Source organism: Methylosinus sp. PW1, from assembly GCF_000745215.1.
Lineage (GTDB): Bacteria > Pseudomonadota > Alphaproteobacteria > Rhizobiales > Beijerinckiaceae > Methylosinus.
This window is the reverse complement of the sequence record NZ_JQNK01000009.1, coordinates 1355974-1380529: the sequence shown is the minus strand read 5'-3', so window position 1 is coordinate 1380529 and position 24556 is coordinate 1355974. Positions and strand designations below refer to the sequence as shown.

The 24556-nt window shown below is 66.2% G+C and carries 24 protein-coding genes; 7 read left to right on the top strand and 17 right to left on the bottom strand.

The features are described 5' to 3' along the window. Positions 1 to 23: 23 nt before the first annotated feature. Both istB and istA read right to left on the bottom strand, forming a co-directional pair. Entirely contained in the window at positions 24 to 806 is a 783-nt protein-coding gene (istB, locus tag K369_RS16210) for an IS21-like element helper ATPase IstB (protein ID WP_036286363.1), read from the bottom strand. Then, positions 796 to 2325, bottom strand: a complete 1530-nt coding sequence (gene istA, locus K369_RS16205; RefSeq protein ID WP_156967678.1) for an IS21 family transposase — start codon at positions 2323 to 2325, stop codon at positions 796 to 798. The genes istB and istA overlap by 11 nt, the downstream gene beginning before the upstream one ends. 50 nt (positions 2326 to 2375) lie before the next feature. Between istA and K369_RS16200 the strand changes: the two genes are divergently transcribed. Next, entirely contained in the window at positions 2376 to 2795 is a 420-nt protein-coding gene (locus tag K369_RS16200; protein ID WP_036292455.1) for an FKBP-type peptidyl-prolyl cis-trans isomerase, read from the top strand. 105 nt (positions 2796 to 2900) lie between these two features. On the opposite strand, the gene ahpF is transcribed toward K369_RS16200, so the two are convergent. Further along, positions 2901 to 4454 carry an alkyl hydroperoxide reductase subunit F gene (gene ahpF / locus K369_RS16195; protein WP_036292453.1) on the bottom strand — a complete coding sequence of 518 codons (1554 nt, stop codon included), beginning with the start codon at positions 4452 to 4454 and terminating at the stop codon, positions 2901 to 2903. Positions 4455 to 4667: 213 nt separating this feature from the next. Next, entirely contained in the window at positions 4668 to 5231 is a 564-nt protein-coding gene (ahpC, locus tag K369_RS16190) for an alkyl hydroperoxide reductase subunit C (RefSeq protein ID WP_036292451.1), read from the bottom strand. A 152-nt stretch (positions 5232 to 5383) separates the two neighbouring features. Here ahpC and K369_RS16185 point away from each other — a divergent pair, with 152 nt between their 5' ends. Continuing rightward, positions 5384 to 6370, top strand: coding sequence for a hydrogen peroxide-inducible genes activator (locus K369_RS16185; protein WP_036292449.1), 987 nt, complete (start codon positions 5384 to 5386; stop codon positions 6368 to 6370). A 140-nt stretch (positions 6371 to 6510) separates the two neighbouring features. Here the strand turns inward: K369_RS16185 and K369_RS16180 are convergent, their stop codons facing one another. The 5 genes from K369_RS16180 to K369_RS24840 all read right to left on the bottom strand — a co-directional run bounded on the left by K369_RS16180 (position 6511) and on the right by K369_RS24840 (position 11345). After that, positions 6511 to 7494 (bottom strand): threonine/serine dehydratase, encoded by a 984-nt coding sequence (locus tag K369_RS16180; protein WP_036292447.1) that lies wholly within the window; start codon positions 7492 to 7494, stop codon positions 6511 to 6513. Position 7495: 1 nt separating this feature from the next. Next, the gene (locus K369_RS16175; protein ID WP_036292445.1) at positions 7496 to 8290 is read right to left on the bottom strand and encodes an enoyl-CoA hydratase; all 795 of its coding nucleotides are present in this window, start codon (positions 8288 to 8290) and stop codon (positions 7496 to 7498) included. 105 nt (positions 8291 to 8395) lie between these two features. Beyond that, positions 8396 to 9787, bottom strand: a complete 1392-nt coding sequence (locus tag K369_RS16170; RefSeq protein ID WP_036292443.1) for a DUF2252 domain-containing protein — start codon at positions 9785 to 9787, stop codon at positions 8396 to 8398. A gap of 95 nt (positions 9788 to 9882) precedes the next feature. Further along, positions 9883 to 10497: a hypothetical protein gene (locus K369_RS16165; protein ID WP_036292442.1), complete on the bottom strand. Its 615-nt coding sequence runs from the start codon at positions 10495 to 10497 to the stop codon at positions 9883 to 9885. A gap of 320 nt (positions 10498 to 10817) precedes the next feature. Continuing rightward, a complete protein-coding gene (locus tag K369_RS24840) occupies positions 10818 to 11345 on the bottom strand; it encodes a GNAT family N-acetyltransferase (protein WP_051949339.1) in 528 nt (175 codons plus the stop codon). A gap of 172 nt (positions 11346 to 11517) precedes the next feature. Here K369_RS24840 and K369_RS16155 point away from each other — a divergent pair, with 172 nt between their 5' ends. Next, positions 11518 to 12234, top strand: a complete 717-nt coding sequence (locus K369_RS16155; protein WP_036292441.1) for a HisA/HisF-related TIM barrel protein — start codon at positions 11518 to 11520, stop codon at positions 12232 to 12234. A gap of 222 nt (positions 12235 to 12456) precedes the next feature. On the opposite strand, the gene fae (K369_RS16150) is transcribed toward K369_RS16155, so the two are convergent. The 5 genes from fae (K369_RS16150) to mch all read right to left on the bottom strand — a co-directional run bounded on the left by fae (K369_RS16150) (position 12457) and on the right by mch (position 16694). Beyond that, positions 12457 to 13023, bottom strand: coding sequence for a formaldehyde-activating enzyme (fae, locus tag K369_RS16150; protein WP_036292440.1), 567 nt, complete (start codon positions 13021 to 13023; stop codon positions 12457 to 12459). Between the two features lie 258 nt (positions 13024 to 13281). Next, complete coding sequence (gene fae, locus K369_RS16145) at positions 13282 to 13791, bottom strand: formaldehyde-activating enzyme (RefSeq protein WP_036292439.1); 510 nt, start codon at positions 13789 to 13791, stop codon at positions 13282 to 13284. A 138-nt stretch (positions 13792 to 13929) separates the two neighbouring features. After that, the gene (locus tag K369_RS16140) at positions 13930 to 14799 is read right to left on the bottom strand and encodes a triphosphoribosyl-dephospho-CoA synthase (protein ID WP_036292438.1); all 870 of its coding nucleotides are present in this window, start codon (positions 14797 to 14799) and stop codon (positions 13930 to 13932) included. Further along, complete coding sequence (locus K369_RS16135) at positions 14792 to 15763, bottom strand: RimK family alpha-L-glutamate ligase (protein ID WP_051949338.1); 972 nt, start codon at positions 15761 to 15763, stop codon at positions 14792 to 14794. Before K369_RS16135 ends, K369_RS16140 begins: the two co-directional genes overlap by 8 nt. Beyond that, positions 15717 to 16694, bottom strand: coding sequence for a methenyltetrahydromethanopterin cyclohydrolase (mch, locus tag K369_RS16130; protein ID WP_036292437.1), 978 nt, complete (start codon positions 16692 to 16694; stop codon positions 15717 to 15719). The genes K369_RS16135 and mch overlap by 47 nt, the downstream gene beginning before the upstream one ends. A gap of 582 nt (positions 16695 to 17276) precedes the next feature. On the opposite strand from mch, the gene K369_RS16125 reads away from it, so the two are divergent. Next, positions 17277 to 17471 carry a hypothetical protein gene (locus K369_RS16125; protein WP_036292436.1) on the top strand — a complete coding sequence of 65 codons (195 nt, stop codon included), beginning with the start codon at positions 17277 to 17279 and terminating at the stop codon, positions 17469 to 17471. Positions 17472 to 17594: 123 nt separating this feature from the next. Here K369_RS16125 and K369_RS16120 read toward each other — a convergent pair whose 3' ends face one another. Next, on the bottom strand, positions 17595 to 18212 hold the full coding sequence (locus K369_RS16120; protein WP_036292435.1) for an FMN-dependent NADH-azoreductase: 618 nt from the start codon (positions 18210 to 18212) through the stop codon (positions 17595 to 17597). Positions 18213 to 18289: 77 nt separating this feature from the next. On the opposite strand from K369_RS16120, the gene K369_RS16115 reads away from it, so the two are divergent. From K369_RS16115 to K369_RS16105, 3 genes are all read left to right on the top strand, one after another. Beyond that, positions 18290 to 18697 carry a helix-turn-helix domain-containing protein gene (locus K369_RS16115; RefSeq protein WP_036292434.1) on the top strand — a complete coding sequence of 136 codons (408 nt, stop codon included), beginning with the start codon at positions 18290 to 18292 and terminating at the stop codon, positions 18695 to 18697. Between the two features lie 87 nt (positions 18698 to 18784). Next, positions 18785 to 21070 carry a membrane protein gene (locus K369_RS16110; protein WP_036295479.1) on the top strand — a complete coding sequence of 762 codons (2286 nt, stop codon included), beginning with the start codon at positions 18785 to 18787 and terminating at the stop codon, positions 21068 to 21070. 30 nt (positions 21071 to 21100) lie between these two features. Continuing rightward, positions 21101 to 22723, top strand: a complete 1623-nt coding sequence (locus K369_RS16105) for a cyclic peptide export ABC transporter (RefSeq protein ID WP_036292433.1) — start codon at positions 21101 to 21103, stop codon at positions 22721 to 22723. Between the two features lie 6 nt (positions 22724 to 22729). Here K369_RS16105 and hemH read toward each other — a convergent pair whose 3' ends face one another. Together hemH and panB are read right to left on the bottom strand one after the other, a co-directional pair. Then, on the bottom strand, positions 22730 to 23725 hold the full coding sequence (hemH, locus tag K369_RS16100) for a ferrochelatase (RefSeq protein ID WP_036292432.1): 996 nt from the start codon (positions 23723 to 23725) through the stop codon (positions 22730 to 22732). Next, the gene (gene panB, locus K369_RS16095) at positions 23722 to 24531 is read right to left on the bottom strand and encodes a 3-methyl-2-oxobutanoate hydroxymethyltransferase (protein ID WP_036292431.1); all 810 of its coding nucleotides are present in this window, start codon (positions 24529 to 24531) and stop codon (positions 23722 to 23724) included. Before panB ends, hemH begins: the two co-directional genes overlap by 4 nt. Between the last annotated feature and the right edge of the window lie 25 nt (positions 24532 to 24556).

Sequence of the window (24556 nt, the reverse complement as noted above, 5' to 3'; positions counted from 1 at the left end):
ATGGCTTGCGGCTCAGTCGGTCGTCAAGTTTTGGTCTTTTCCTTTGCAGGTTTGTCCGCCTTCGCCGAGCTGTCCTTGAACCGGAAGCTGTCGTTTCCAGTTTCGAGGATATGGCAGCGGTGAGTGAGGCGATCGAGCAGAGCCGTCGTCATCTTGGCGTCCCCGAAGACGGCGGCCCATTCGCCGAAGCTCAGATTCGTCGTGATGATGACGCTGGTTCGCTCGTAGAGCTTGCTCAGCAGATGGAACAGCAACGCCCCGCCGGAGCCGCTGAACGGCAGGTAGCCGAGCTCATCGAGGATGACGAGATCGGAATGAACGAGCCGCGCCGCGACTTGGCCCGACTTGCCTTGGTGCTTTTCGGCTTCGAGCGCGTTTACGAGCTCGACGGTGGAGAAGAACCGCACACGCTTTCTGTGATGCTCGATCGCCTGGACGCCGATCGCTGTCGCCAGATGCGTCTTGCCCGTGCCAGGTCCCCCGACCAGGACGGCGTTATGCGCATCCTCGAGGAACTCGCAGCGATGAAGCTGGCGCGCGAGCGCCTCGTTGACCTCACTGCTGGCGAAGTCGAAGCCGGCGAGATCGCGATAGTTCGGGAACCGCGCGGACTTGAGCTGGTAGGCGATCGATCTCACCTCCCGGTCGGCGGTTTCCGCCTTCAAGAGTTGCGACAGGATCGGCAGCGCGGCCTCGAAGGCCGGGGAGCCTTGCTCGGTCAGCTCGCTGACGGCTTGCGCCATGCCGTGCATTTTGAGACTGCGCAGCATGATGACGATGGCGCCGGCGGCGGGATTATGACGCATGGCGCGCCTCCCGACCCTTGCGCAGCGCGTCGTAACGCTCGACATTGGCCTGCGGCTCGGTGGTGAGCGTCAGCGCGTTGGGCGGTTTCACGGGCGGCGCGTCGACCGGCTTGCCGTCCACCAAGCGATGCAACAGGTTCAAGATGTGCGTCTTGGTCGGCGCGCCGGCCTCCAGCGCCAATTGGACGGCGGTCAGCACGGCCTGCTCGTCGTGCTGTAGGACCAGAGCCAAAATCTCGACCATCTCACGGTCGCCTCCCGGCTTCTCGAGCATGCGCTGTTGCAGCGTCCGTAAGGCGACCGGCAGTTCCGCGAAGGGCGCGCCATTGCGCAGCGCGCCCGGCTTGCGCTGGATGACGGAGAGATAATGCCGCCAGTCGTAGACCGTCACGCTCTTGTCGTCATGCGACCGGGCGAAGACGCGGGCGTGCTCGCACACGATCTGCCCCTCGGCGGCGACGACGACGCGCTCAGGGTAGACCCGCACGCTGACGGGGCGATTGGCGAATGAAGCCGGCACGCTGTAGCGATTGCGGTCCAGATGGATCAGGCACGTCGGCGTGACCCGCTTGGTGTGTTCGACGAAGCCGTCGAATGGCCGCGGAGGCTGCATCAGTTGCGGAACCTCCTCGCGCCAAGCCTCCGCGATCGTCCCCGGCTGCGCGCTGTGCGGAATCTCGGCCCACAGCTCGCGGCATCGCGCCTCCAGCCAGTCGTTGAGCGCCGCCAGCGACGGAAAGCTCGGGATTGGCTGCCAGAGGCGATGACGAGCATCCTGAACGTTCTTCTCGATTTGCCCCTTTTCCCAGCCGGAGGCCGGATTGCAGAATGCGGCCTCGAACAGGAAGTGGCTGACCATCGCGGCGAAGCGGGCGTTGACCTGGCGTTCTTTGCCACGCCCGATCTTGTCGATCGCGGTGCGCATGTTGTCGTAGACGCCTCGCCGGGGCACGCCGCCCAGCACGCGGAAGGCGTGGTTGTGGGCGTCGAAGAGCATCTCATGCGTCTGCTGCGGGTAGGCGCGAAGGAAGAACGCACGGCTGTAGGAGAGCTTGAACTGGGCGACCTGCAACTTCGTCCGCTCGCCCGCGATGATCGCCCAATCCTCCGACCAGTCGAACTGGAACGCCTCGCCGGGCAGAAACGTCAGCGGCACGAACGCGCCGCGCCCGCAGGTCTGCTGCTCCCGATGCCGCGCCGCCTTCCACTCGCGCGCGAACGCCGCCACGCGATTGTAGGAGCCGTCGTAGCCGAGGGCGACCAGATCCGCGTGCAACTGCTTGACCGTCCGCTTCTGCTTGCGCGATTTTGCGGCCTCCTGACGCAGCATGTGCGCCAGCTTGTCGGCGAACGGATCGAGCCGGCTCGGTCGATCGGGCGTGGCGAACCCCGGCTCCACGCTGTCCGAGCGCAGGTATTTGCGCACCGTATTGCGCGACAGCCCCGTGCGTCGCGCAATCTCCCGGATCGAAAACTCCTGCCGATATCGCCAGCGTCGGATGACGCTCAATAACTCCATGTCGATCACTCCAAGGTCCCCCACGACGGTCGAGGGGGAAAGGTTCGAACATGGGTCAGTTCTCGGTGGAAAAACTCGTGCTGCCTGGGTCAGCTCTCAGTGGAAATCAACAGACCACCACCGCCACCGGAATCAAGATCACCGACACAAAGGTCGGGACCGGCTCCGGCGCCGAGCCCGGACAGATGCTGAAGATGCATTACACCGGCTGGGTCTCGCAGAACGGCGCCAAGGGCAAGAAATTCGACAGCTCGCTGGACCGTGGCCAGCCCTTCGAGTTCCGCCTTTCGGCCGGCCAGGTGATCGCCGGCTGGGATCAGGGCATTCTCGGCATGAAGGTGGGCGGCAAGCGCACGCTGGTCATTCCGCCCGAGTTGGGCTATGGCGCGCGCGGCGCCGGCGGCGTTATTCCGCCCAACGCCACGCTCATCTTCGATGTCGAGCTAATCGAGATCAAAGGTCAGATCTGACGGCCGCGCGCCGCTTTTGCGAGCGAAGCGAAGCGATCCAGAGACGAGGGGCCGCCCTGGATCGCTTCGCAGCTCACGCCTCTCGAACAGAGAAGCGAACTCGCGTCACATCCGCACCAGATGGTCGAAGGCCGACAGCGCCGCCGTCGCGCCTTCGCCCATGGCGATGACGATCTGCTTATAGGGAACGGTGGTCGCGTCGCCGGCCGCGAACACGCCCGGCGCGGATGTGTGGCAGCGGCGGTCGATCTCGATTTCCTTATAGGGCGAGAGCGTCACCGCGCCATTCAGCCATTCCGTGTTGGGCAGCAGGCCGATTTGCACGAACACGCCTTCCAGCTCGACAGTGCGTGTCGCCTCGCTCTCGCGGTCGCGATAGACGAGCCCCGTCACCTTGGCGCCGTCGCCGAGAATCTCGGTCGTCTGCGCCGAGACGAGAATCGTCACATTGGGCAGCGAGCGCAGTTTCTCCTGCAAGATTCCGTCGGCGCGCAGCTTCGCGTCGAACTCGAGCAAGGTGACATGCGAGGCGAGGCCGGCGAGATCGATCGCCGCCTCCACGCCGGAATTGCCGCCGCCGATCACCGCCACGCGCTTGCCTTTGAACAGAGGCCCGTCGCAATGCGGGCAATAGGCGACGCCTTTCGTCATATATTCGGTCTCGCCCGGCACATTGATGCGCCGCCAGCGCGCGCCCGGCGCCAGAATGATCGTCTTCGATTTGAGCGTCGCGCCATTGGCGAGCTTCAGCTCCGCGAGACCGCCCGCCTCCGCCGCTGGAACCAGCGCCGAGGCGATCTGGCCGTTCATCACATCGACCGAATATTCTGCGACGTGACGCTCCAGCGCGGCGGCCATATGCGGGCCTTCCGTATGCGGAACCGAGATGAAATTCTCGATCCCCGCCGTGTCCTGCACCTGGCCGCCGAAACGCTCGGCGACAATGCCGGTGCGCACGCCCTTGCGCGCGGCGTAGATCGCCGCCGCCGCGCCGGCCGGGCCGCCGCCGACCACCAGCACGTCGAAGGGCTCCTTGGCGGAAATGGCGGCCGCTTTCTTCTCGCCGGCGCCGGCGTCGAGCTTGTCGAGAATCTGCTCCAGCGTCGCGCGGCCGTGCTGGAAGGGCTCGCCATTCAGATAGACGGCGGGCACGGCCATTATGCCGCGCTCCTCCACCTCCTTGGGGAAGAGGCCGCCGTCGATCGCGACATGGCGCACGCGCGGATTGAGCGCCGCCATCGTGTCGAGCGCCTGCACCACCTCGGGGCAGTTCTGGCAGGTGAGCGAGAAATAGGTCTCGAAGCGATATTCTCCGTCGAGCGCCTTTATGCGCGCGAGAGTCTCCTCGTCCTCCTTGGGCGGATGGCCGCCGACATGCAGCAGCGCCAGCACGAAGGAGTTGAACTCGTGACCGCCCGGAATGGCGGCGAAGCGCAGGCCGATATCGGCGCCCTGGCGCTCGATCGCGAAAGAGGGACGGCGCGAATCATCGTCGCTGCGCACATAGGAGATATTGTCCGAGATGCTCGCGACCTCCTGCAGCAGCTCGGCGAGCTCTGTGGATTTCTCGCTGTCGTCGAGCGAGGCGCGGAGCGTGGTGGGCGTGACGATGCGCGCGAAATAGGCCTGCAGCTGTGTTTTCAGAGCGGCGTCCAGCATCTTCGTCGACTCCCGTTTTCGAGAACAATCCCCTCACCCTGAGGAGCCTGCGCAGCAGGCGTCTCGAAGGGTGCGCCGCAGCGCGTTCTGGAGCATCCTTCGAGGCTTTTTGCGTTCCGCAAAAAGCCTCGAAGGATGAGGGACTGAAGCTGCGGGCCGAGGGGTGGATAGAGCGCCCCCGGCCGGCGCGCCGGCCGGAGGCGTCGTGCGGTATTAGATCTTGCCGACGAGGTCGAGCGAGGGAGCGAGGGTCTTCTGGCCCTCTTCCCACTTGGCCGGGCAGACCTCGCCCGGATGCGCCGCGACATACTGCGCCGCCTTGACCTTGCGCATCAGCTCGAGCGCGTTGCGGCCGACGCCGCCGGCGTTGATCTCGACGATCTGAATCTTGCCGTCGGGATCGATGACGAAAGTGCCGCGGTCGGCGAGGCCGGCCTCTTCGATCAGCACGTCGAAATTGCGGCTCAGCGTCAGCGTCGGATCGCCGACCAGCGGATATTCGATCTTGCCGATCGCCGGCGAGGTGTCGTGCCAGGCCTTATGCGCGAAATGCGTGTCGGTGGAGACGCCGTAGATCTCGACGCCGATCGCCTTGAAGGCGGCGTAGTTGGTGGCGAGGTCCTCGAGCTCGGTCGGGCAGACGAAGGTGAAGTCGGCCGGATAGAAGAAGAACACCGACCACTTGCCCTTGAGCGTGGCTTCGGTGACGTCGACGAACTTGCCGGCGTGGAAGGCGGTGGCCTTGAACGGCTTGATCTCGGAGCCGATGAGAGACATGCGATTTTCTCCTCGAGTAGTGAAGGCGCGCGGGAGGCGGGTGGGTCCCGCCGGCCTTCGGGGAAGACGCCGGGAAACTAGAGGGGTTTCACTATCGATAAAAGCGAAAAAAACAGGCTTCAATAATCGAATTTAACGATTATGCTGCGCGGATGGCGGTCTTGCCCACCCTCAGGCAGCTGCGTTTTCTGGTCGCCGTCGTGGACGAGCGGCATTTCGGCCGCGCGGCCGAGGTCTGCCTCGTCGGCCAATCGACGCTCAGCGCCGGAATATTGGAGCTCGAGCAATTGCTCGGCGTGCGCCTCTTCGAGCGCACCAAGCGCAAGGTCGCGCCGACGCCGGTCGGTCGCGAATTGGCCGAGCGCGCGCGCACGCTTCTCCGCGAGGCGCAGGATATCGTCGAGCTGGCGCGCGCCGCCCAGGCGCCCATGTCCGGGCCGCTGCGGCTCGGCGTCATTCCGACGATCGGACCATTTCTGTTTCCGCGCGTGCTGCCGCGGCTGCGCTCCGCCTTTCCAGAGCTGAAGCTCTATCTGCGCGAGGAGCAGAGCGAGCCTCTGCTGGCGCGTCTCGACGCCGGCGAATTGGACGCCGCCGTGCTGGCGTTGCCCTATCCCGCGCGCGGCATGGAGACGATCGATCTCGGCGAGGACGCTTTCGTCGTCGTCTGCCTGCCGGGCCACAGGCTCAGCCGTCTCGCCTCTGTCGGCCATGACGATATGGCGGCCGAGGATCTTCTGCTGCTCGAGGAGGGCCATTGCCTGCGCGATCATGCGCTCGCCGCCTGCGCGCTCGAGGGCGCGCGGCGCAATGTGGCCTTTCAGGGCACCAGCCTGCATACGCTGGCGCAAATGGTCGCCAATGGGCTCGGCGTGACGCTGCTGCCGCAAATGGCGCTGGACGCCGGAATATTGCGCGGGCTCGATCTCGTGGTGCGGCCGCTCTCGGGCGAGGCGCCCTTCCGCCGCATCGGCCTCGTCTTTCGCGCCTCCTCCGCGCGCAAGGAGACGTTCCGCCGACTCGCTCGCGCGCTCGAGGGATTTTTGGCGGAGGCCGCGCCAGTGGAGAAAGCGAAAGTCCCCGCAGCGCCCGTGCGCGGCGTGAGGAAGAGCGCCGCCGGCCCGCGTCGAGGTAAGTGAGGGCTGCGCCGCCCCCTCCCCAACCCTCCCCCGCTGCGCGGGAGAGGGGGCGGACTGCGCGCTTCATCGACTATTCGCGTAGCGATTGCCGCTTCCCTCTCCCGCGATAGCGGGGGAGGGTGAGGGAGGGGGCTCTTCGCTCAGCTCGAACGCTCGAGAATCGCCGCGAAATCCTTGAGATCGACATTGCCGCCGGACGCGACGACGACCACCGTCTTTCCCGCGAAGCGCTCGCGCTCGATCAGCGCGCAGGCGAGCGCCGCCGCGCCGCCGGGCTCCAGCACGATGCGGAAATGCTCGGCGGCGACGCGCATCGCGGCTTCCACTTGCGCATCGCTCGCCGCGAGCCCTCGCGCGCCGCAGGCGAGCAGAATGGGCAGCGTGTGGCGGCCGGGCGTCGGCGCCAGCAGCGCGTCGCAGATCGAGCCGGTGAGCGCGGCGTTGACCTGCGGCTCGCCGCTCTCGAGCGAGCGGCGCATATCGTCGAAGCCCGCCGGCTCCGCCGTGAACATTTGCGGCGCGCGCTCGAAGAGTGGCAGCGTCAGCGCAATGCCGGAGGCGAGCCCGCCGCCGCTGCAGGAGGCGATGATCGCATCCGGCGCAATGTCTTTCGCGCGCGTCTGCGCGAATATCTCGAGGCCGATGGTTCCCTGTCCGGCGATGGTGCGCGGATCATCGTAAGGGTGAATGAAGCGCAAGCCGTCCTGCTCGGCGAGGCGGCGCGTCATCGCATCGCGATCATTGCTCAGACGATCGTAGAATTCGACGCGCGCGCCCAGCGCCTTTGTGCGCTCGAGCTTCACACGCGGCGCGTCGCGCGGCATCACGATCGTCGCGGAAACGCCGAGGGCGCGCGCGGCGAAGGCGACGGCCTGCGCATGATTGCCGGAAGAAACCGCGATGACGCCGCGGCGCCGCTCCTCCTCCGTCAGCTGCAAGAGCTGATTGAAGGCGCCGCGCAGCTTGAAGGCGCCGATCGGCTGCAAATTCTCGGCCTTCACCAAAAGGCGAAAGCCGATCTCCTCATCGAGCAGCGGCGCCGTGAGCAATGGCGTCGCCTCCACATGCGGGGCGATGCGCGTCGCTGCGGCTTCCACATCGGCGAGGGTGAGCGGCGCGCTCATGTCATTTCCCTTTGAATTTCGGCTCGCGCTTCTCGAGAAACGCGGTGCGGCCTTCTGCATAATCGGCGCTGTCGAAGCAGGCCGCGGCGAGCCTCTCGCAATCTTCCGCCGAGAGCGCATGCGGCAATCCGGCGGCGCGTCTTATCGCCGCCTTTGCGGCGCGGAGAGTGAGCGGCGCATTGGCGGCGATCCCGCGCGCGATATTCATGATCGCCGCGTCGAATCCGTCCTTCGGCAGCACGCGCGAGACGAAGCCCGCGGCGCGCGCGTCCTCGGCGTTGATGCGCCGCGCGGTGAAGAAGAGATCCATGGCGTTCTGCGGCCCGACGGCGGCGACCACATAGCTCATCGCCTCCGGCGGATAGCCGACGCCGAGTCGTCCCGCCGGAATGCCGAACACGCAAGCCTCCGCCGCTATGCGCAGATCGCAAGCGGCCGCGAGCCCCATGCCGCCGCCCATGCAAAAGCCGGCGATCGCCGCAATGACCGGCTTGCTCGATTGCGACAGCGCGTCGAAGGCCTCGACATTGGCCTGCTCATAGGCGCGGCCGCCCTCGGCCGTCGCGCGCACGGTGGAGAATTCCGAAATATCGGCGCCGGAGCAGAAGGGCAGCGACGGCGCGCCGGTCAGCACGATGACGCGCACGGTCTCATCTGCGTCGAGCGCGGCGAGCAGCGCCGGCAAGGCGCGCCACATGGAGAAGTCGAAAGCGTTGCGGCGCTCGGCGTTGTCGATGAGGATGCGCGCGACGCCATCCTCGACGATGACGCGCAGCTTCGAAGTCGAGTCCGTCATGAGAAACTTGCTCCGCCGTTTCGCTTTGTATCGAGAGCGAGCCCGAAGGCTCGCGGTCCAGGGCGCGCATAGGACCGCGAGCCTTCAGGCTCGCATCGCGAGCAATCACGCCTCATCGGCGCTCCCTTGCGCTTCGCTTTTGGCCTTGGCGCGCCAGGCCAGAAACTCCGCGTGATCGCATGTGTTGCGCGCGGCGTAGAGCATGGCGAAGGACGCCATCGCATCGTCGAAGGCGCCGCTCTTGCCCATATAGCCGCAGATGATCGCAGGATCGGCGGAGCGCGCATGGGCGCGCGCCAGCACGCTGCCGCAGAGCGCGGCGTAATCGTCGAGCGCATGCTCCTCGAACAGCTCCGCCACCGAGCCGAGGCGACGATTCTTCAAATGGCGCACATAGAAATGCCGGCCCGTGGATTCGTCCTTGGCCCAGCCGAGGAAGAGATCGGTGGAGGCCTGCATCACGCGCTGGCCATGCACGACGCGCTTGCCCTCGGCGTCGTTCCATTGCGCGGCGGCCTCCGGCGCGAGCCGCGCCAGCACGGAGGGGCGCGCTTCCTTCAATTGCAGGAACAAGGGCTCGTTGTCGGCGGTGGCGAAGAGACCGATGGCGCAGAATGTGCCGACGCTGCCGATGCCGACGACCTTGAAAGCCGTATCGGTCAGCGCATAGCGGCGCAGCAGCGCGACCACTTCTGGATTGAGCGTCGCGCCGCAGCTCGCGAAGGTCGCGGGTATGTCGAAGCGCGTGGCGTCGCAGCCGCCATTGCCGATGTGATAGATGAGCGGCGGGCGCTCCTCTATGCGCAGGCCCAGCGGCGTCGAGTCGAGATGCGGGAAATTATCGTCCTCGCGATCGGGCCGCGTCGCCGCGACGAGGCCGCGCAATTTGCGCGCGAGCCGCTCGTCCAGCCCATCCGCGACATGGACGAGATCGATGCGGTCGCGCCAAGCCTTCAGCGGCGACAGATGCGAGAGGCCGCGCATATGCCGGCGATAGCCCCGCGCGGCGATTTCCGCCGCCTGGCGCGCGCGCTTTTCCGAGCGGCCGGCGTCCAGCGCCGCGACCGCGAAGCTCGCGCAGAGGCGCCGCAGATCGACGGTGAAATCGACATTGGGCAGCGTCTCGTCGAAATCGTTTATGTCGAAGAGCACATTGCCTTCCGACGACAAGAGCGCGCCGAAATTCATCAAATGGCAGTCGCCGCAAGATTGCGCGGCGAGGCCCGGCGTCGGCAGAGCGGCGAGATCCTCCGCCATTATGGAGGCGGCGCCGCGCAGAAAGCTGAACGGCGAATGCGCCATGCGCTCATAGCGAATGGGCAGCAGCGAGGCGACGCGGCCTTCGTCCGTGGCGGCGAGAATTGCGGTGGGGTCGCGCTCGACCGGCGAAAAATCCGCGAGGCTCTCGCGCGCGACGAAGCGCCGCCGCTCCTTGCCGGCGGCGTAGCGCTCGGCGAAAACGAGATGATGCGAAGCCGCGGCTCTATGATCCTGCATCGCAATTCTCCTTGGCGCCGAGCGGCGCGAAACCGAGATGAAGCGCCGAATCTGCTCACTCTCCCGCGTAGGCGGGGGAGGGGCCGCGCGCCGATCTAATCGATTGCCGCCTCAATGGCGCGCGCCAGCGCGCCGAGCCGCTGCTCGATCAGCGCGGGCGTCTCACAGACATAGGAGAGCGCGCGGCGCCGTTCGTCGAAGACGCGCAGATCCCATTGCAGCGCCTCGCTGGCGTCCTTGAGCTTTTGCGCGTCCTGCGTCGGCTTGTCCTGCTCGGCGCGCATGGCCTGCGTCTCCTCGCGCAGCCGCTCGGCGAGCAGCTTCTGCTTGGCGCCGTAGCGGTCGAGCCCGGAGAGCACTTCGCGACGCTCGGCCTCGAGCGTGTCATAGACGCCGGCGAAAAGGGCGGTCAGCCGCTCCTTGCGCTCGGCGCCGGCCGCTGCGGCGAAGTCGGAGACGAGCTTTTGCGCGGTCTCCAGCGGCGTGCGCCGCGCGCTGACGCGGGCGACGAGATCGGCGAGCGCGGACTCGTCGCGCCAAGCCTTCGCGCCGTCGAGCGAGGGGCCGGTCCAGACGCCGGCGACGGCGACGCTCTGCACCTTCACCTGACGGCAGGGCCAATCGCTCTGCCCCGCCGCCTGCGGCTGCGCATGCGCAGCGCCGGCGCAAGAAAGAGCGAGAGCGAGGGCGGCGGAAAGGTAAGTCTTCATGGGGGAACGATCTGCGGCTGTGAGCGACGGGCCTCGTTTACGCCTTTTCGCCGCGCGCCGCAAAGGCGCGCCGATGCGCCCGGGGCCTCGCGGGGGCGGGGGAGGAGGGGCGGCTCGGGACGCTCCGACCCCTTTCGGCCGCAGCGCGAAGAAGCATTCGTGGTTTCGGAGCGTCCCGAAACGCTCCATGGCGTCGGCCTCGAATGCGCGCCTCCTCACACGCTCGCACGACGGGCGCCTTCACGGACGCCCTGTGGCCGGAGCGCTTTGTCCCGCAAGGGGGCCGCGGGGCGCGGGCAGCGCGACCCTGGCCGCCCATCTCAGAAGTTATGCGATAAATCGAGCAATCGCTTTTCCATCAGGACGGAACGAGATCTGATCGTCTTCCCTTCAAATGGTTTCACTTCGCCTGTCGGGCTGAATCCCATCTTCCTCCAAAAACCGATGACCGGATTCGTTTCCACTACGGCCAATCTAAGCGTCGTCGCCTTCAGACCATGGAGGGCGATCCGTTCGCCTTCCCGAAAAATCGCTGCGCCAATGCCCAGGCCTTGCGCGTTTTCTCGAACGGCCAGAAGTCCGATGAACGCCGTCCCGTGCGAGGGATAACCGTTGACGATATCTAGAAGCCCGACAGCCGCCCCTCCACGCTTCGCCAAGAATGCATATTTGTGGCGCGGCTCGAACCCGGGCGGGAGCGTATTCAAAAATTCATGGGCCGCATTTCTGCGTCTCGAGACGCCATCGACGCATAGAGAGTAGTTGGTGAGATCATCGAATATATCGTCTATTTCGTTCAAATCGCTCGAAGTGGCTGGCGAAAGAGATATGGCGATATCGTCTTGCATCACGTCTCCCGCACTTTTGTCGCGAAACAGCTCCACTTGTTTCCGATTTTCGTAACGTCGCATAATAGAAAGTCTTGCGAGGACCGCAATGACCGCTCCCGGCGCCCCTCGGAATTTCAAATTGCGCCGCCGCCGTCGCGCGGGGGCGGCTTATCCCCTATAACGCGTCCCCATGCGGATCATCCCCGTCATCGACCTCAAAGGCGGCCATGTCGTGCGCGCCTTTCGGGGCGAGCGCGATTCCTATGCGCCGATCGTCACGCCGCTCGCCGTCGGCAGCGCGCCGGAGGCCATCGTCGCGGGATTTCTGCGGCTCTTTGCTTTCGACACGATCTATATCGCCGATCTCGACGCGATCGAGCGATGTGGCGATCATGGCGCGGCGATCGAGGCGCTGGCGCGGAGCTTTCCGCAAGTCGGCTTCTGGGTCGATAATGGCGCGGAAAGCGAGCCTGAGGGCTCGCGGTCCGTTGCGGCGCCTGGACCGCGAGCCTTCTGGCTCGCCAATCTCTTTCCCGTCATCGGCAGCGAGAGCCTCGCGCGGAATGTCGCGCCCGATCTTTCGCGCGAGGCGCGCGCTATTCTCTCGCTGGATTTTCGCGGCGATGAATTTCTCGGGCCGCGCGCGCTGCTCGACGATGCGGGGCTCTGGCCGCGGCGACTCATCGCAATGACTCTGGCGCGCGTCGGCGCCTTTGCGGGACCGGACCTCGCGCTTTTGTCCTCGCTGGCGCGCCGCGCGCCGGGCAGGGAAATCTACGCCGCCGGCGGCCTGCGCGACGCCCGCGATCTCGAGGCGTTGACGCGCATCGGCGTCGCTGGCGTTCTCGTCGCCTCGGCGCTGCATGATGGGCGGCTGTCGGCGCAGGAGCTGCGCCGCGCCATGTGATGTGCTCGTCTGATCGCTTCGCGCGGCGTCGCCGCTTCCTTCTCCCCGCGAGCGGGGAGAAAGTGAGGATGAGGGGCTCGGGGCGTTTTCCGTTTCTGGCTCACGTCCCGGCCCTCTCCCCGCGAGCGGCGCTCGCGGGGAGAGGGAGAGCGCGCCGCTGAAACAGAAAGAGGAGCCGCGGGCGGCGGCTCCTCTTTGATTTATCGCAATATCGTTCGCGCCTCAGTCGGCGGCGGCGAAGGGGTGCTTGGCGGTCACGCGCTCGGAGAGCACCTTGGAGGCGCTCGGATCGCCCTTCAGCGCGCGGGCGATGGCTTCCTTCGTGGCGCGATAGTTGAAGTCCTGGATCTTCTGGTCGTCATTGGCTTCCCAATGAATGAACACGCCGACCGAGATGAAGAGGTCGTCGGCCTGCTCGATCGGGATGATCCCTTCGGCGACGCTGTCGGCGACGGCCTTGGCGACGCCATATTGCGCCGGGCCGAACATCTGAACCGCCTGCTTGGCGTTCTTGATCGTCACCTTGTTGAAGAGGATCGTGTAGGGCTTGACCAGAAGGTTGGGCGCGACGACGGCGAGAAGCGTCGTGAAGCCGTCTTTGTTGTTGACGAGCGCATTGGCGAAAGCCGTCTCGGCCGAGCTGCCGCGCGGTCCGATCAGCAGGTCGATATGCGCGACCTCATTGCCCTCGCCGACGAGCGATTCGCCGACCAGCAGCTTGGGGGTCGAGGAGCTGGAGCCGGCCTTCGGAAAGAGGGCGCCCAGAATCTTATCCAGTATCGAAGCCATATTCGATTTCCTTTCGGTCTGTTCGTCACGCCTTGGCGGCGTTGTTCTCGGCCTGCGCGAGGCCCCCCAATCTCGCTGCAACTTCCGTCAGGAAGCCGACTGGTGACGCGCCGACCGCGGATCGATTCGCTTCAATTCGAGTCGACGAAGAGGAGCCGCGGACGGCTCCTCGAAAATCCGGCGACGGAGCGCCGCATCGCAGCGATGCGACGACGCGCGTGAGCGCGCCGACGCTCGCCGGCCGACCGAGCGATGAGCTCAGTTCGCGGCGAAAGGATGCTTGACGTCGTTGCGCTGGGCGACGACATCGGCGGCCTTCGGCTCGCCCTTGACGGCGCGCGCGATGGCTTCCTTGGTGGCCTGGTAGTTGTACTCCTGGATCTTCTTGTCGTCGTTGGCTTCCCAATGGATGAACACGCCGACGGAGATGAACAGGTCATCGGCCTCGGCGAGCGGGATCACGCCTTCGGCGACGGAGTCGGCGACGGCCTTGGCGACGCCGTGCTGCGCCGGTCCGAAGAGCTGAACGGCCTGCTTGGCGCCCTTGATGGTGACCTTGTTGAAGAGGATCGTGTTCGGCTTGGCCAGCAGATTCGGCGCAACGACGGCGAGCAGCGTGGTGAAGCCGTCCTTGTTGTTGACCAGCGCATTGGCGAAGGCGGTCTCGGCCGCGCTGCCACGCGGTCCGATCAGGAGGTCGATGTGGGCGACTTCATTGCCTTCGCCGACGAGCGACTCGCCGACCAGGAGCTTGTTGATCAGGGCCATGTTTCTTCCTTTCGATAAACTCGACTTGTCGCCCACGCGGCTGCCAGCGCGGGCGCCTCCCTCTGTCTCTCCGGCGTCAGGCCGAAATGCGGCCGAGCCGGACGAGCCGGTCGCGAGACCATCTCGCGCGGCGCGAACTCAACCATTTTTGTGGACGTTCGGCAAGATGGCGAGGAGAGAATCGACAAAAAGCGCGGCGACCGTCAGGTCCGCGCAGGCGCCCGGATTATAGCCGCTTTTTTTGAGAGAATGATCCAGCTTCAGCGCGATGCGGAACATGGAATCTCTATCGTGCGCGGCGTCTAGAAGAGAAGCCGCTTCTCGAAAGCGCGTCAAGGTCTCTAGAGCGACTTTTTCGCCGAATTTCCGCTGGATATGCGTGTCGGCAAAAAGTCGTGCGTAAGTCATGAAGAGAAGCAGCGTCACCGTCTCGCGGTCGTGGCCGCGCGCCCGCGCGCCGCGGATCGCCTCCTGGCCCAGCCCGAAAATATCGGCGAATCCATTCGCATATTGCCGTGCGACGAGGTCGCGGTCGGCGGCGAGCGCCATGGCCTCCGCGAGCGAGATTTGCGCCGGTTCGGCGACATCGTGCTGCGACGCCGAGCCGAGACCGGCGGGCGAGGCGCGCAATATGGCGCGAAAGGCGAGATCGGCGTCCGACGAATCGAGCGATTCCAATGTCGCTGCGAGCTTCTCTGCGAGCCCGCCCTCGCCCTCTCGCAATGCGGCGTGAGCGAGCGGCGCGCAGAGGAGAATAATGCCGAGATTGGTATTGCAGCCGACGCGCGCCCAGGTCGCCTCCACCGCTCCGAGGATGCGCGCGCCGACGCTGGCTTCCGCCGCGGCGAGATGCGGAGCCGCGGCGGCGGCGCTGGCGATGAAGTCCTGCGCCTCCATGCCATGGCCGGGCGCATATATATGGACATTGCCGGGCTTGGGCGCAGCGAGCTCGTCCTCGCAGGCGGCGATGAAGACGCGGGCGATTTGTTCCGAAAGAGACTCAGCCATTGGCGCGGCGCGCGGCGGCGCCGATCGCCGCCATTATGTCGCCGGCGATGCGCTCGGCGATCTGATAGGGGGTCACGCTCTGCAGCCCGCTCCAGCCCGGCATGCTGTTGACCTCCAGCACTATGGGCAGGCCGTCGGCGCCGCTGATGATGTCGACGCCGGCGAAATCGGCGCTGAGCGCTGCGACGGCGCGCAGCGCCAATTCGCGCTCGCGCGCGCTCGGCTCGCAGGGATTCGGCTTCGCGCCTTGGCGGATATTGGTGATCCAGCGTCGCGAGCGCCGCCGCATCGCGCCGATGATTTCGCCATGGGAGACGAGAATGCGCATATCCTCGTACCAGACGTCCCGCGGCGGGACGAAGCGCTGCAGATAGAAGACGCCGCGCGCCTCCTCCGTCGTCGGCAGATCCTCCTCGCGGCGGATGAGCTTCAAGCCCCAGCCCTGCGCGCCGAACAATGGCTTCAGCACCAGCGGCGCGAGCCCGCATTCGCTGCGGATGATGCGCAGCGCCTCGGCGCGCGAGCCGGTCACGAAGGTCGCGGGCGTCGGAATGCGCGCGGCGGCGAGCAGAAAGCTCGCGGCGGATTTGTCGGTGCAGCGCTCGATCGCGCGGGCGCTATTGACCAGCGGAACGCCGAGCGCGCCGAGCGCGTGCAGCACGCCGAGCCGCAGCGTGACGGTCTCCAGCGAGCCGTCGCCGATGGCGCGCACGACGGCGGCGTCCGGCAGCGCGCCGTGAAAGCCCGGAATGGCGATGAGCTGCGGCCGGGCCGTGTCGATCTTGCAGGCCGAAAGGCGCACGGGAACGGCCCGCGCGCCATGGCGCGCGAAGCCCTTGATGAGACGCTCGACATGCCAGTCGAGCTCGTCGGTGAAGATCGCGATGCGCGGCGCCCCCTCGCGGGGGCGCGCGGGCTCAGCCGAAAGAGGCTTCGAGCAGTTTTTCGTCGATGGCTCCGCCACGGAAAGTCTCGCCTGTCTCCACTGCCGTCACGATCGCCTCGGCGGGCGAGAACAGGCTGGGGTCGATCTTGTAGAAGTCGCCCTTATACGCTTTGAAAATTTCCGCGAAAGGCCGTCCATAGTCGCGCGAGGTCGAGCTCGGCAGCTTTTCGGCCAGCTCCTTGGCCGCCGCCGCCGATCCACGCACGAAGAGATGGGCGCGGCCGGAGTAGATGATCGCGTCATTGGTGCGGCCCATGGCCGTGACGAAATCCGGGTGAGGCGGCGAGAGCGGCGCCGTCGCTATGCCGTCGACGATATGCTCGAGCGGGAATTTCAGCTCATGCGCCTTGTGCAGCGCCACCTCGAGCACGCGGCCGACCACCTGCACGCTGCCGGCGAGGCTCTGCGTCGGCGCATAGACGAAGGCGAGCTTGTCGGGCGAGACGCCGCAATCATTGGCGACCTTGGCGACCACGGCCTCCGGCGGCGGCGCGCCGGCCTCGAGCACGATGGTCGAGCGATCGGCGGCGTCCTTGTAGGGAAGCTCCTGGAACAGCGCCTCCTTGCGCGCCAGCGAGCGGCCGGGGCCGGAGCCGAGCGCGAAGAATTTCTCATGGGAGAGGCTCCAGCCGGCATATTGGCTGGCGAGGCAGGCGACGACCGGATCATTGCTGGAGACGGTCAGCCAGAAGGGCCAGTTCTTCTGGCCCGGGGCCGGCGAGAGCGTGACCTTGCCGAGGCCGCCGAGGCAGATTTCCGTGAGCAGCAGGCCCGCGTCGATGCCCCCCGCCACCTTGGCGCCGGCGTCGATCAGCAGCTCTCCGAGGCTTCCGCGCGAAACGGCGAGGCGATAGCGCTCCGCGCCCGCGACGAGCCTGTCGACGATCTCGCCCGCCAGCGCATTGACGCTCGCCGTGGCGCGCCCGCTCGTATCCAATGTCCCTGTCACGTCTTTTGTCCTCGATTGGGAGACCGGCTCCCCGCGCCGGCCGAAATTGCGGCGCGACTTTACTAAGCTTTCGTCCCGGGCGAAAGCCGCGCCGGGCGAAAGGCAAGAGCAATCGGGCGAACGCCGAGAGTGGCGCGTCACCCTTCAGGGGCCATCGAATGCACACATGCTCCTCGCCCCCGCGGCGTTTTGCCCCCCCCCCCCCGCGGCGTCTTGGCCGGGCTCGTCCCGGCCACCCACGCCAGGACGCCGAGGGGTCTTGAAAGTTCGGCGTGACGCCGAAGCTCCGGTGGGCGCCCGCCGGGGGACGAATCCGTCGTCGGTGGGCGCTTTCCTATGGTTTCGCAGCTACTTGGCGTGGATGGCCGGGACAAGCCCGGCCAGGACGGCTGCTGCGTTTCGCAATGTGTGAATTCGATAGACCTCGAGGGGGGAGGTCGAGCGCCGAAGGCGCTCGGGAGAGGGTCACGCCCCGCTGTCATTCCCCCGTCAAGAGACTCACACGAGAGCATTACACGCGCCTGCTAGAAGAGGGCCGTGATGCGGCGTCCGAGGGCTTACTCTTCTCGAGGAGAAGCGCAAATGGCCGACAATATCGCGGAAAAGTCCGGCGAGGCCGGCAAGAAGGACAATAATACGGGCAAGCTGATCGCCGGCGGCATAGCGGCGGTCATCGGCGGAGTGGTGGGCTATGGCCTGTTGGGCGGCCCGGCCATCATCGCCAGCGCAGTGGTTTTCGGTCTCATCGGAGCGGCGCTGGGCTCCGTGTTCGATTGATCGCGTCGGTTGCGTGTGGCGTCGCGAGTCGCCGCCCTTCCGGCGGTCGTGCGGAATTCTAGGACGTAGTCATTTCCCCTTCAGGTCTCGGCCCCACGTTCGCCCGTGGGGCCGTTTTTTTGCTCAGGCGGCCTGCAGCGCGGCGATGTCGCGGCGAGCGGAGGCCAGCGCCTCCTCCTTCTGCGCCGGGCCGAGGCCGACGCCCTCGGCGCGCACGAAGGCGAAATCGGCGACGCCGAGATTGCCGAAGGTCGTGCGCAGATAGGCCTCTTGATGGTCCTGCGCGGAAAGCGTCTCATTCCCGGCATAGAGGCTGCCGCGCGTCGAGACGACGATGAGGCGCTTGCCGGTCACGAGGCCCTTGAGCCCGTCGGCCGTATAGGTGAAGGTCTTGCCCGGCACGACGAGATGGTCGATCCAGCCGCGCAATTGCGTGGGGATGGAGAAATTATACATGGGCGCGCCGATCACGACGATATCTGCGGCGAGAAACTCCTCCAGAATCGTGCGGGCGGTGGCAAGCTCGGCCCGCAGCGCCGCATCCTCCGGCTCCGCGCCGGCTCCGCGGGCGAAGAAGAGAGCGCTGGAGAGAATGGGCGGCGCCACGGCGGCGACGTCGCGATAGGCGACCTCGAGCCCGGGGATATCGCCGCGCAGCTTCTCCACCAGCTCGGCGGTGAGGCGGCGGCTGAGCGATTTCTCTCCCATAATGCTCGAGTCAATGTGCAAAAGGCGCGTCATGCGGCTCGCTCCTGGTATAAAGTGGTAACTTAGGCTAGCTTGCTTCCTATCGGCGCGGCGCGCAAGGAGGCACATTTTTGGAACGGGGTCACATTCATGTTCCCGCCCAATGCGGGCGCATTGCGGCCATTCTATCGCGGATCGGCGACAAATGGACCGTGCTGGTCGTCGAATCGCTCGGCGAGGGGCCTCTGCGCTTCAACGAGCTGCGGCGTCGCATCGGCGGCATATCGCAGCGCATGCTGACGTTGACGCTGCGCGCGGCCGAGCGTGACGGCTTCGTCACGCGCAGTGTCTATCCCACTATACCGCCCCGCGTCGATTACGAGCTGACGCCGCTCGGCCACTCTCTGCGCGAGCCGCTGCATCGGCTCGGCGATTGGGCGCTCGAGCATGTCGAGACGATCGAGGAGTCGCGCCGCCGTTTCGACGGGCAGGCGGAAAAGCAGGCCGCGGCGAGGCCGCAGCGCGCTGCCGGCGCGTGAGCGCGCCAGCGCGCCCTTCATCCTTTGCGCTTTTGCAAAATTCATGTGCAATGCAGCGCGAATGAGATTCGTCGGAGTGAGAACAGAGTGACCGAGCGTCCGCAGACCAATGTTTCCCATGGCGCCGCCGCGCTCGTCTTTCTGGCCGCTGCGGTGGTTCTCGCCTTTCCTTGGGCGTCCGGCCGCGTCACCGTCCCTTGGGACGCCAAGGCGCATTTCCAGCCGCAATTCGCCTTTCTCGCCCATGCGCTGCATTCCGGCCAATCGCCCTTCTGGACGCCCAATGTCTTCGCCGGCTCGCCGCAGCTCGCCGATCCGCAATCGCTGATCTTCTCGCCCTTCTTCCTCATCGCCGCCTGGCTCGTTCCCGAGCCCTCCTTCGCGCTCGAGGACGGCATCGTCTTCGCGATGCTGGCGATGGGCGGGCTCGCCTTCATCGCCTATTTCCGCGACCGCAAATTTTCGGCGGAAGGCGCGCTGCTCTGCGCGCTGGCTTTCGCCTTCGGCGGCTCGGCCGCCTGGCGCATTCAGCATACGGGGCAGGTGATGAGCCTCGCCTGGTTCCCGGTGACGCTCTTTCTGCTCGCCCGCGCGCTCGATCGCCGCTCGGCGCAATGGGGCGCCTATGCCGGCGTGGCGGCGGCCTTTCTCGTGCTCGGCCGCGATCAGGTCGCTTTTCTGGAAGTGCTCGTCCTCTCGGCCTACGCCGTCTTCCGCGTCTTCTCGGATGATGCGAAGATTTCCACCGCCGTCGCGCCGCTCGCGGCCGGCGCCGCCTGCGGAATCGCTATCATCATCGTTCCGCTGCTGCTGACGATGGAGCTGGCGTCGCAATCCAATCGGCCGGCCATCGATCTCGAAGGCGCCTTGCGCGGCTCGCTGCATCCAGCGGCGCTGCTCACTTTCGTCTCGGCCAATCTCTTCGGCACGGATGGTCCGCTCGCGAATTTCTGGGGACCGCCGGCGGCGGTCTTCGGCTCGCCGGATCTCTTTCTCGCGCGCAACATGTGCGATGTCTACATTGGCGCGCTGCCGCTGCTCTCGCTCATCGCGCTGACGCGCCACGGCCTGCCGTCCAATCGCGAGATCAGCTTTTTTTCCGCCGCGGCGCTGGCGCTGCTGCTCTATGCGCTCGGCCGCTTCACGCCGGCCTTCGCGCTGATGCTCCACATACCGGGCGTCGATCTCTTCCGCCGCCCGGCGGACGCGACCTTCCCGCTCTGCGCCGTGCTCGCCATTCTCGCCGGCTTCGGCCTCAATGTCGTCGCCAATGCGCCGAGCAAGCCGCCTTTGCGCTATCTCGCGGCGGCGCTGGGCGTTCTATTCGCGCTCGCCATTGCGCTCGCCTGGAGCAAGGATCATCTTTCCGCAGCGCTCCTGCCGCTCGCGCAGAGCGCCGGCTTCGTGGCGCTCGCCTTTCTCATCATCGCCTTCGCGCCGCAGCTCGCGACGCGCCGCTATGCGCTGCTCGCCGCCGTCGGCGCGACGATGACGCTCGATCTCGCCGTCAACAACGGCCCCAATGAATCGACGGCGCTGCCGCCGCAGAATTTCGACGTGCTGCGCGCCGATACGCAAAACGACACGATCGCTCTCCTGCGCGCGCGTCTCGCGGCGACGGCGGCGCCGGATCGGCGCGACCGCGCCGAGCTCGCGGGCATTGATTTCCACTGGCCCAACGCCTCGCTGGTGCATGGCTTCGATCAGGAGTTCGGCTACAATCCGGTGCGCCTGCGCCTGCTCGAGGATGCGACCGGCGTCGGCGATCATCTCGCGCTGCCCGACCAGCGCGTCTTCTCCAAGCTCTATCCCTCCTATCGCTCGACGCTCGCCGATCTCATCGGGCTGCGCTTCATCGCGACCGGCGTTCCGATCGAGCAGATCGACAAGAATTTGAAGCCGGGCGATCTCGAATTCATCGGGCGCACCAAGGACGCCTATGTCTATGAGAACAAGCGCGCGCTGCCGCGCGTGCTGCTCGCGACCTGCGCCACGCGCGTCGATTTCGCGCAGATGATCGAGGATGGCGTTTGGCCCGATCTCGATTACCGCGCCAGCGTTTTGCTGGAGGAGCCGCCCGTCTGCCGTCATTCGCGGCCGGAGGAGGGCGAGGCGAGCGGCGCGCGCATCCGCTCCTATGGCAATACGGAGGTGGTCATCGACGCCGACGTTCCGCGCGGCGGCGGCTATGTGGTGCTGAACGATATTTTCCATCCGTCCTGGACCGCGGAAATCGACGGCGAGCCGGCGGAGATTCTCCGCGCCAATGTGATGTTCCGCGCCGTCGCCGTGTCGCAGGGCAAGCATGAGGTGCGTTTCGTCTATCGTCCCTTCGACGAGCTGTGGCGGCGGCTGACGGGGCGGACGCAGTGATTTTATTCATTCATTTCACCGAGGCCATAGATGCGGAACAGGTTTCTTCTGCGCGCGTCCGCTCGTCTGCTCGCGCCCTATAAAAGGCAGGCTCTCGCCGCGGCGCTGACGGGCGGCGCGTCGAGCCTCGCGACGGTCGGCGTTCTCGCCATGATCGAGCGCGCCCTCGGCAATGGCCTCGCCGCCGCCGAGATCGCGATTTTCGCGGGGCTCTGCGCGACCATTCTCGCAGGCGAAATCGTCGCGAACCGCGCGAACAGCGAGGTCGTCCAGGGCGCCGTCGCCGATCTTCGCAAGGAGCTTGTCGACAAGATTCTCTGCGCGCCGGTCGCGGCGCTCGAGCGCTTGCAGCGGCATCGCATCGTCACCGCGCTCAATCACGACGTCGATGAAATCTGCCAGTTCGTGCGCGGACTTCCCTTTCTCTTCGTGTCCGTGCTCACCGCGCTCGGCTGCGCGGCCTATCTCGTCTTTTTGTCCTGGCGCCTCGCGCTGGTCGCCGTCGCCTTCGCCGGCCTGCCGATCTATCTCATGCGGCGCGCCCTTTCGACGGCCTTCGTGCTATTCGACGCCGAAAGACGCGCGCGCGACGAGCTGCAGAAGGATTATGACGCGCTGATCGAGGGCGCGAAGGAGTTGCGCCTCAATCGCGCGCGGCGCGCTGTTTTCCGCAATGATCGGCTGTTTGCGCGGATCGAGCGCATACGCGATCTGACCACCCGCAATTTCGTGATCTTCTCCACTGTCGAGGCGATCGACACGACCTCCATCTTCATCGTCATCGGCGGGCTGACCGCCGCGCAATCGGCGCTGGGGGAAGCGCCCGCCACGACAGGGACGTTCATTGTCGCGCTTCTCTATATGCGCGCGCCCATCAATGCGGTGATCGCCCATGTCGCGATGTTCGGCCGCGCCGCGACCTCGTTTCGCCGCGTCGTCGATCTCTCCGAGAGCTTCACGACGGCGGAGCCGCGGCTCGTCGAAAGCGCAGCGCAGCCGCCTTCGCCTTTCGTCGGCTCGGTGGAATTGCGCGGCGTGACCTTTCAATATTCGCAGGAGGAGAATGTCGCCGGCTTCACGCTCGGCCCGGCGGATTTTCACATTCGCCCCGGCGAGATCGTGTTCATCGTCGGCGAGAATGGGGGCGGCAAGACCACGCTGCTCAAGCTCATTCTCGGCGTCTATTCGCCGACGAGCGGCGAAATTCTCGTCGATGGCCGGCCAGTCTCCGACGACGAGCGCGACGATTATCGCCAGCTGTTCTCCGCCGTTTTCTTCGACTATTTTCTTTTCGATGATGTGAGCATCTCGCAGGAGTCGGCCGCCGCGGCGCAGGATTATCTCGCGCTCATGGAGATTTCGGAAAAGACCGCGATCGAGAATGGCGTCTATACGACAACGGCGCTCTCCGCCGGCCAGCGCAAGCGTCTCGCGCTCGTGTCCGCTTTCGCCGAGGGACGGCCGGTGATGGTATTCGACGAATGGGCGGCGGAGCAGGACCCGGCGTTTCGCCGCGCTTTCTATCGCGAGATTCTTCCCGATCTGAAACGGCGCGGCAAGACGCTCGTCGTCATCTCGCATGACGACCGCTATTTCGACGCCGCCGACCGCATCGTCACGATCAGCGGCGGAAAGATTTCCGCAGAAGCCTGACGCCGCTCACGAGTCCAGCCAGCCGGCGAGCTCCCGCCGCGCGATCGTCTCCAGCGCGCGCAATCCATCGTCGCTGTCGTTGAGGCAATCGAGCCGCGCGAATTTTTCGCCGCCGGCTGTCAAATAAGAATGGCGCAGCTCGACGCCGATCTCCTCGAGCGTCTCCAGACAATCGGAGACGAAGCCCGGCGTCAGCACGGCGACGCGTTTTACGCCGCTCTGCGCCAGCTCCTGCAGCACATTGGCCGTATAGGGGCCGATCCATTGCGCGCGGCCGAAGCGCGATTGAAAGGCGAGGCGCAAATGCTGCGTCGACATGCCGAGCGCGGCGCGCAGACGATCGTATGTCGCCTCGCAATGGCGGCGATAGGGATCGCCGCGGTCGATCTGCGCTTGCGGCAGGCCGTGGAAGGAGGCGATCAGAACATCCGGCGTAAACTCCAGCGCAGCGAGCTGCGCGCGCGTCGAGGCGGCGAGCGCTTCTATATAGGCGGAATCGTCATAGAAGGGCGGGACGATGCGCAATGTCGGCTGCTCGCGCAACAGAGCCAGCGCGCGCGCCGCATCGTCGAAGACGGAGGCCGTCGTCGAGGCGGCATATTGCGGATAGAGCGGAAACAGCAAGATACGCTCGCAGCCCTCGGCGCGCAGCGCGTCGATCTTCTCGCCGATGGACGGCCCGGCGTAGCGCATGGCGAAATCGACGACGACATTCTGCTCCGCGAAGCGGGGGGCGAGCTTTTCCGCCTGCGCGCGCGTGATCGTCTTCAGCGGGCCTTCGTCGCGCTCATTGTTCCAGACGGAGCGATAGGCGCGCGCCGAGCGGCGCGGCCGAAAGGTGAGCACGAAGCTCTCGAGAATGGGGCGCCACAGCAGCGGCGGCAGATCGACGACGCGGCGATCCGACAGAAACTCGCGCAAATAGCGCCGCACCGACCAATAATCGGCGCCCTGCGGCGTGCCGAGATTGACGAGCAGAAGTCCGATGCGAGACGCGCTCATGCGATGATCTTTTCCAATGCCGCCAGCTCCGCCGCCTCCATGGAGAAGCCATTCTCCTCGGCCGGAAAGCGCCCCTCGCGAACGTCCTGCGCATAAGCGGCGACCGCCGCGCGCAGCGCCGCGCCCAGCTCGACATAGCGGCGATTATGCTTGAAGTCGCGCGTTCCCAGCGCCGCGAGATCATGCACGACCAGCACTTGCGCGTCGCAATCGGCGCCCGCGCCTATGCCGATCGTCGGCGCGCGCAGACGCTCTGTGATCTTCGCCGCGAGCTCGCGCGGGATCAGCTCGAGAACGAGGAAATCGGCGCCCGCCGCATCCAGCGCCAGCGCGTCGGCGAGCAGCTTGGCCGCCGCTTCCGCCGTCTTGCCCTGGCGGCGCTTGCCCTCCTGATGCTGCGACTCGAGCCCGATGTGGCAGCACACCTCATAGCCTTCGCGCTTCAGCGCGCGCACGATGCCAGGTCGCGCGCCTTCGAATTTCACGCAATCGGCGCCGGCCTGCGCGAGACGCGCGGCGCTGGCGAGCGCTTGCGCCTCGCTGTCATAGGTGGCGAAGGGGAGATCGCCGATGAGATAGACGCCCGGCGCGCCGCGGCGCACGGCGGCGATGTGATGCGCCATATCGTCCAGCGTCACCTCGCGCTCGCTGGCGTAGCCCAGCACATTTGTGCCGACGCTGTCGCCGATCATGACGATATCGACGCCGGCCTCCGCCTCGAGCCGCGCGGTCGGCGCGTCATAGGCGGTCAGCACGACGAATTTCTCGCCGCGCTTTTTTATCTCGACGAAACGGCCGGCCGCCATCTTCGCTCACCTTCCTCGATCCGCG

What these genes read in the sequence shown, in the direction of transcription:
- istB (WP_036286363.1), bottom strand. Translation starts at nt 806, where the DNA reads ATGCGTCATAATCCCGCCGCCGGCGCCATCGTCATCATGCTGCGCAGT.
- istA (WP_156967678.1), bottom strand. Translation starts at nt 2,325, where the DNA reads ATGGAGTTATTGAGCGTCATCCGACGCTGGCGATATCGGCAGGAGTTT.
- K369_RS16200 (WP_036292455.1), top strand. Translation starts at nt 2,376, where the DNA reads ATGGGTCAGTTCTCGGTGGAAAAACTCGTGCTGCCTGGGTCAGCTCTC.
- ahpF (WP_036292453.1), bottom strand. Translation starts at nt 4,454, where the DNA reads ATGCTGGACGCCGCTCTGAAAACACAGCTGCAGGCCTATTTCGCGCGC.
- ahpC (WP_036292451.1), bottom strand. Translation starts at nt 5,231, where the DNA reads ATGTCTCTCATCGGCTCCGAGATCAAGCCGTTCAAGGCCACCGCCTTC.
- K369_RS16185 (WP_036292449.1), top strand. Translation starts at nt 5,384, where the DNA reads ATGGCGGTCTTGCCCACCCTCAGGCAGCTGCGTTTTCTGGTCGCCGTC.
- K369_RS16180 (WP_036292447.1), bottom strand. Translation starts at nt 7,494, where the DNA reads ATGAGCGCGCCGCTCACCCTCGCCGATGTGGAAGCCGCAGCGACGCGC.
- K369_RS16175 (WP_036292445.1), bottom strand. Translation starts at nt 8,290, where the DNA reads ATGACGGACTCGACTTCGAAGCTGCGCGTCATCGTCGAGGATGGCGTC.
- K369_RS16170 (WP_036292443.1), bottom strand. Translation starts at nt 9,787, where the DNA reads ATGCAGGATCATAGAGCCGCGGCTTCGCATCATCTCGTTTTCGCCGAG.
- K369_RS16165 (WP_036292442.1), bottom strand. Translation starts at nt 10,497, where the DNA reads ATGAAGACTTACCTTTCCGCCGCCCTCGCTCTCGCTCTTTCTTGCGCC.
- K369_RS24840 (WP_051949339.1), bottom strand. Translation starts at nt 11,345, where the DNA reads ATGCAAGACGATATCGCCATATCTCTTTCGCCAGCCACTTCGAGCGAT.
- K369_RS16155 (WP_036292441.1), top strand. Translation starts at nt 11,518, where the DNA reads ATGCGGATCATCCCCGTCATCGACCTCAAAGGCGGCCATGTCGTGCGC.
- fae (WP_036292440.1), bottom strand. Translation starts at nt 13,023, where the DNA reads ATGGCTTCGATACTGGATAAGATTCTGGGCGCCCTCTTTCCGAAGGCC.
- fae (WP_036292439.1), bottom strand. Translation starts at nt 13,791, where the DNA reads ATGGCCCTGATCAACAAGCTCCTGGTCGGCGAGTCGCTCGTCGGCGAA.
- K369_RS16140 (WP_036292438.1), bottom strand. Translation starts at nt 14,799, where the DNA reads ATGGCTGAGTCTCTTTCGGAACAAATCGCCCGCGTCTTCATCGCCGCC.
- K369_RS16125 (WP_036292436.1), top strand. Translation starts at nt 17,277, where the DNA reads ATGGCCGACAATATCGCGGAAAAGTCCGGCGAGGCCGGCAAGAAGGAC.
- K369_RS16120 (WP_036292435.1), bottom strand. Translation starts at nt 18,212, where the DNA reads ATGACGCGCCTTTTGCACATTGACTCGAGCATTATGGGAGAGAAATCG.
- K369_RS16105 (WP_036292433.1), top strand. Translation starts at nt 21,101, where the DNA reads ATGCGGAACAGGTTTCTTCTGCGCGCGTCCGCTCGTCTGCTCGCGCCC.
- hemH (WP_036292432.1), bottom strand. Translation starts at nt 23,725, where the DNA reads ATGAGCGCGTCTCGCATCGGACTTCTGCTCGTCAATCTCGGCACGCCG.
- panB (WP_036292431.1), bottom strand. Translation starts at nt 24,531, where the DNA reads ATGGCGGCCGGCCGTTTCGTCGAGATAAAAAAGCGCGGCGAGAAATTC.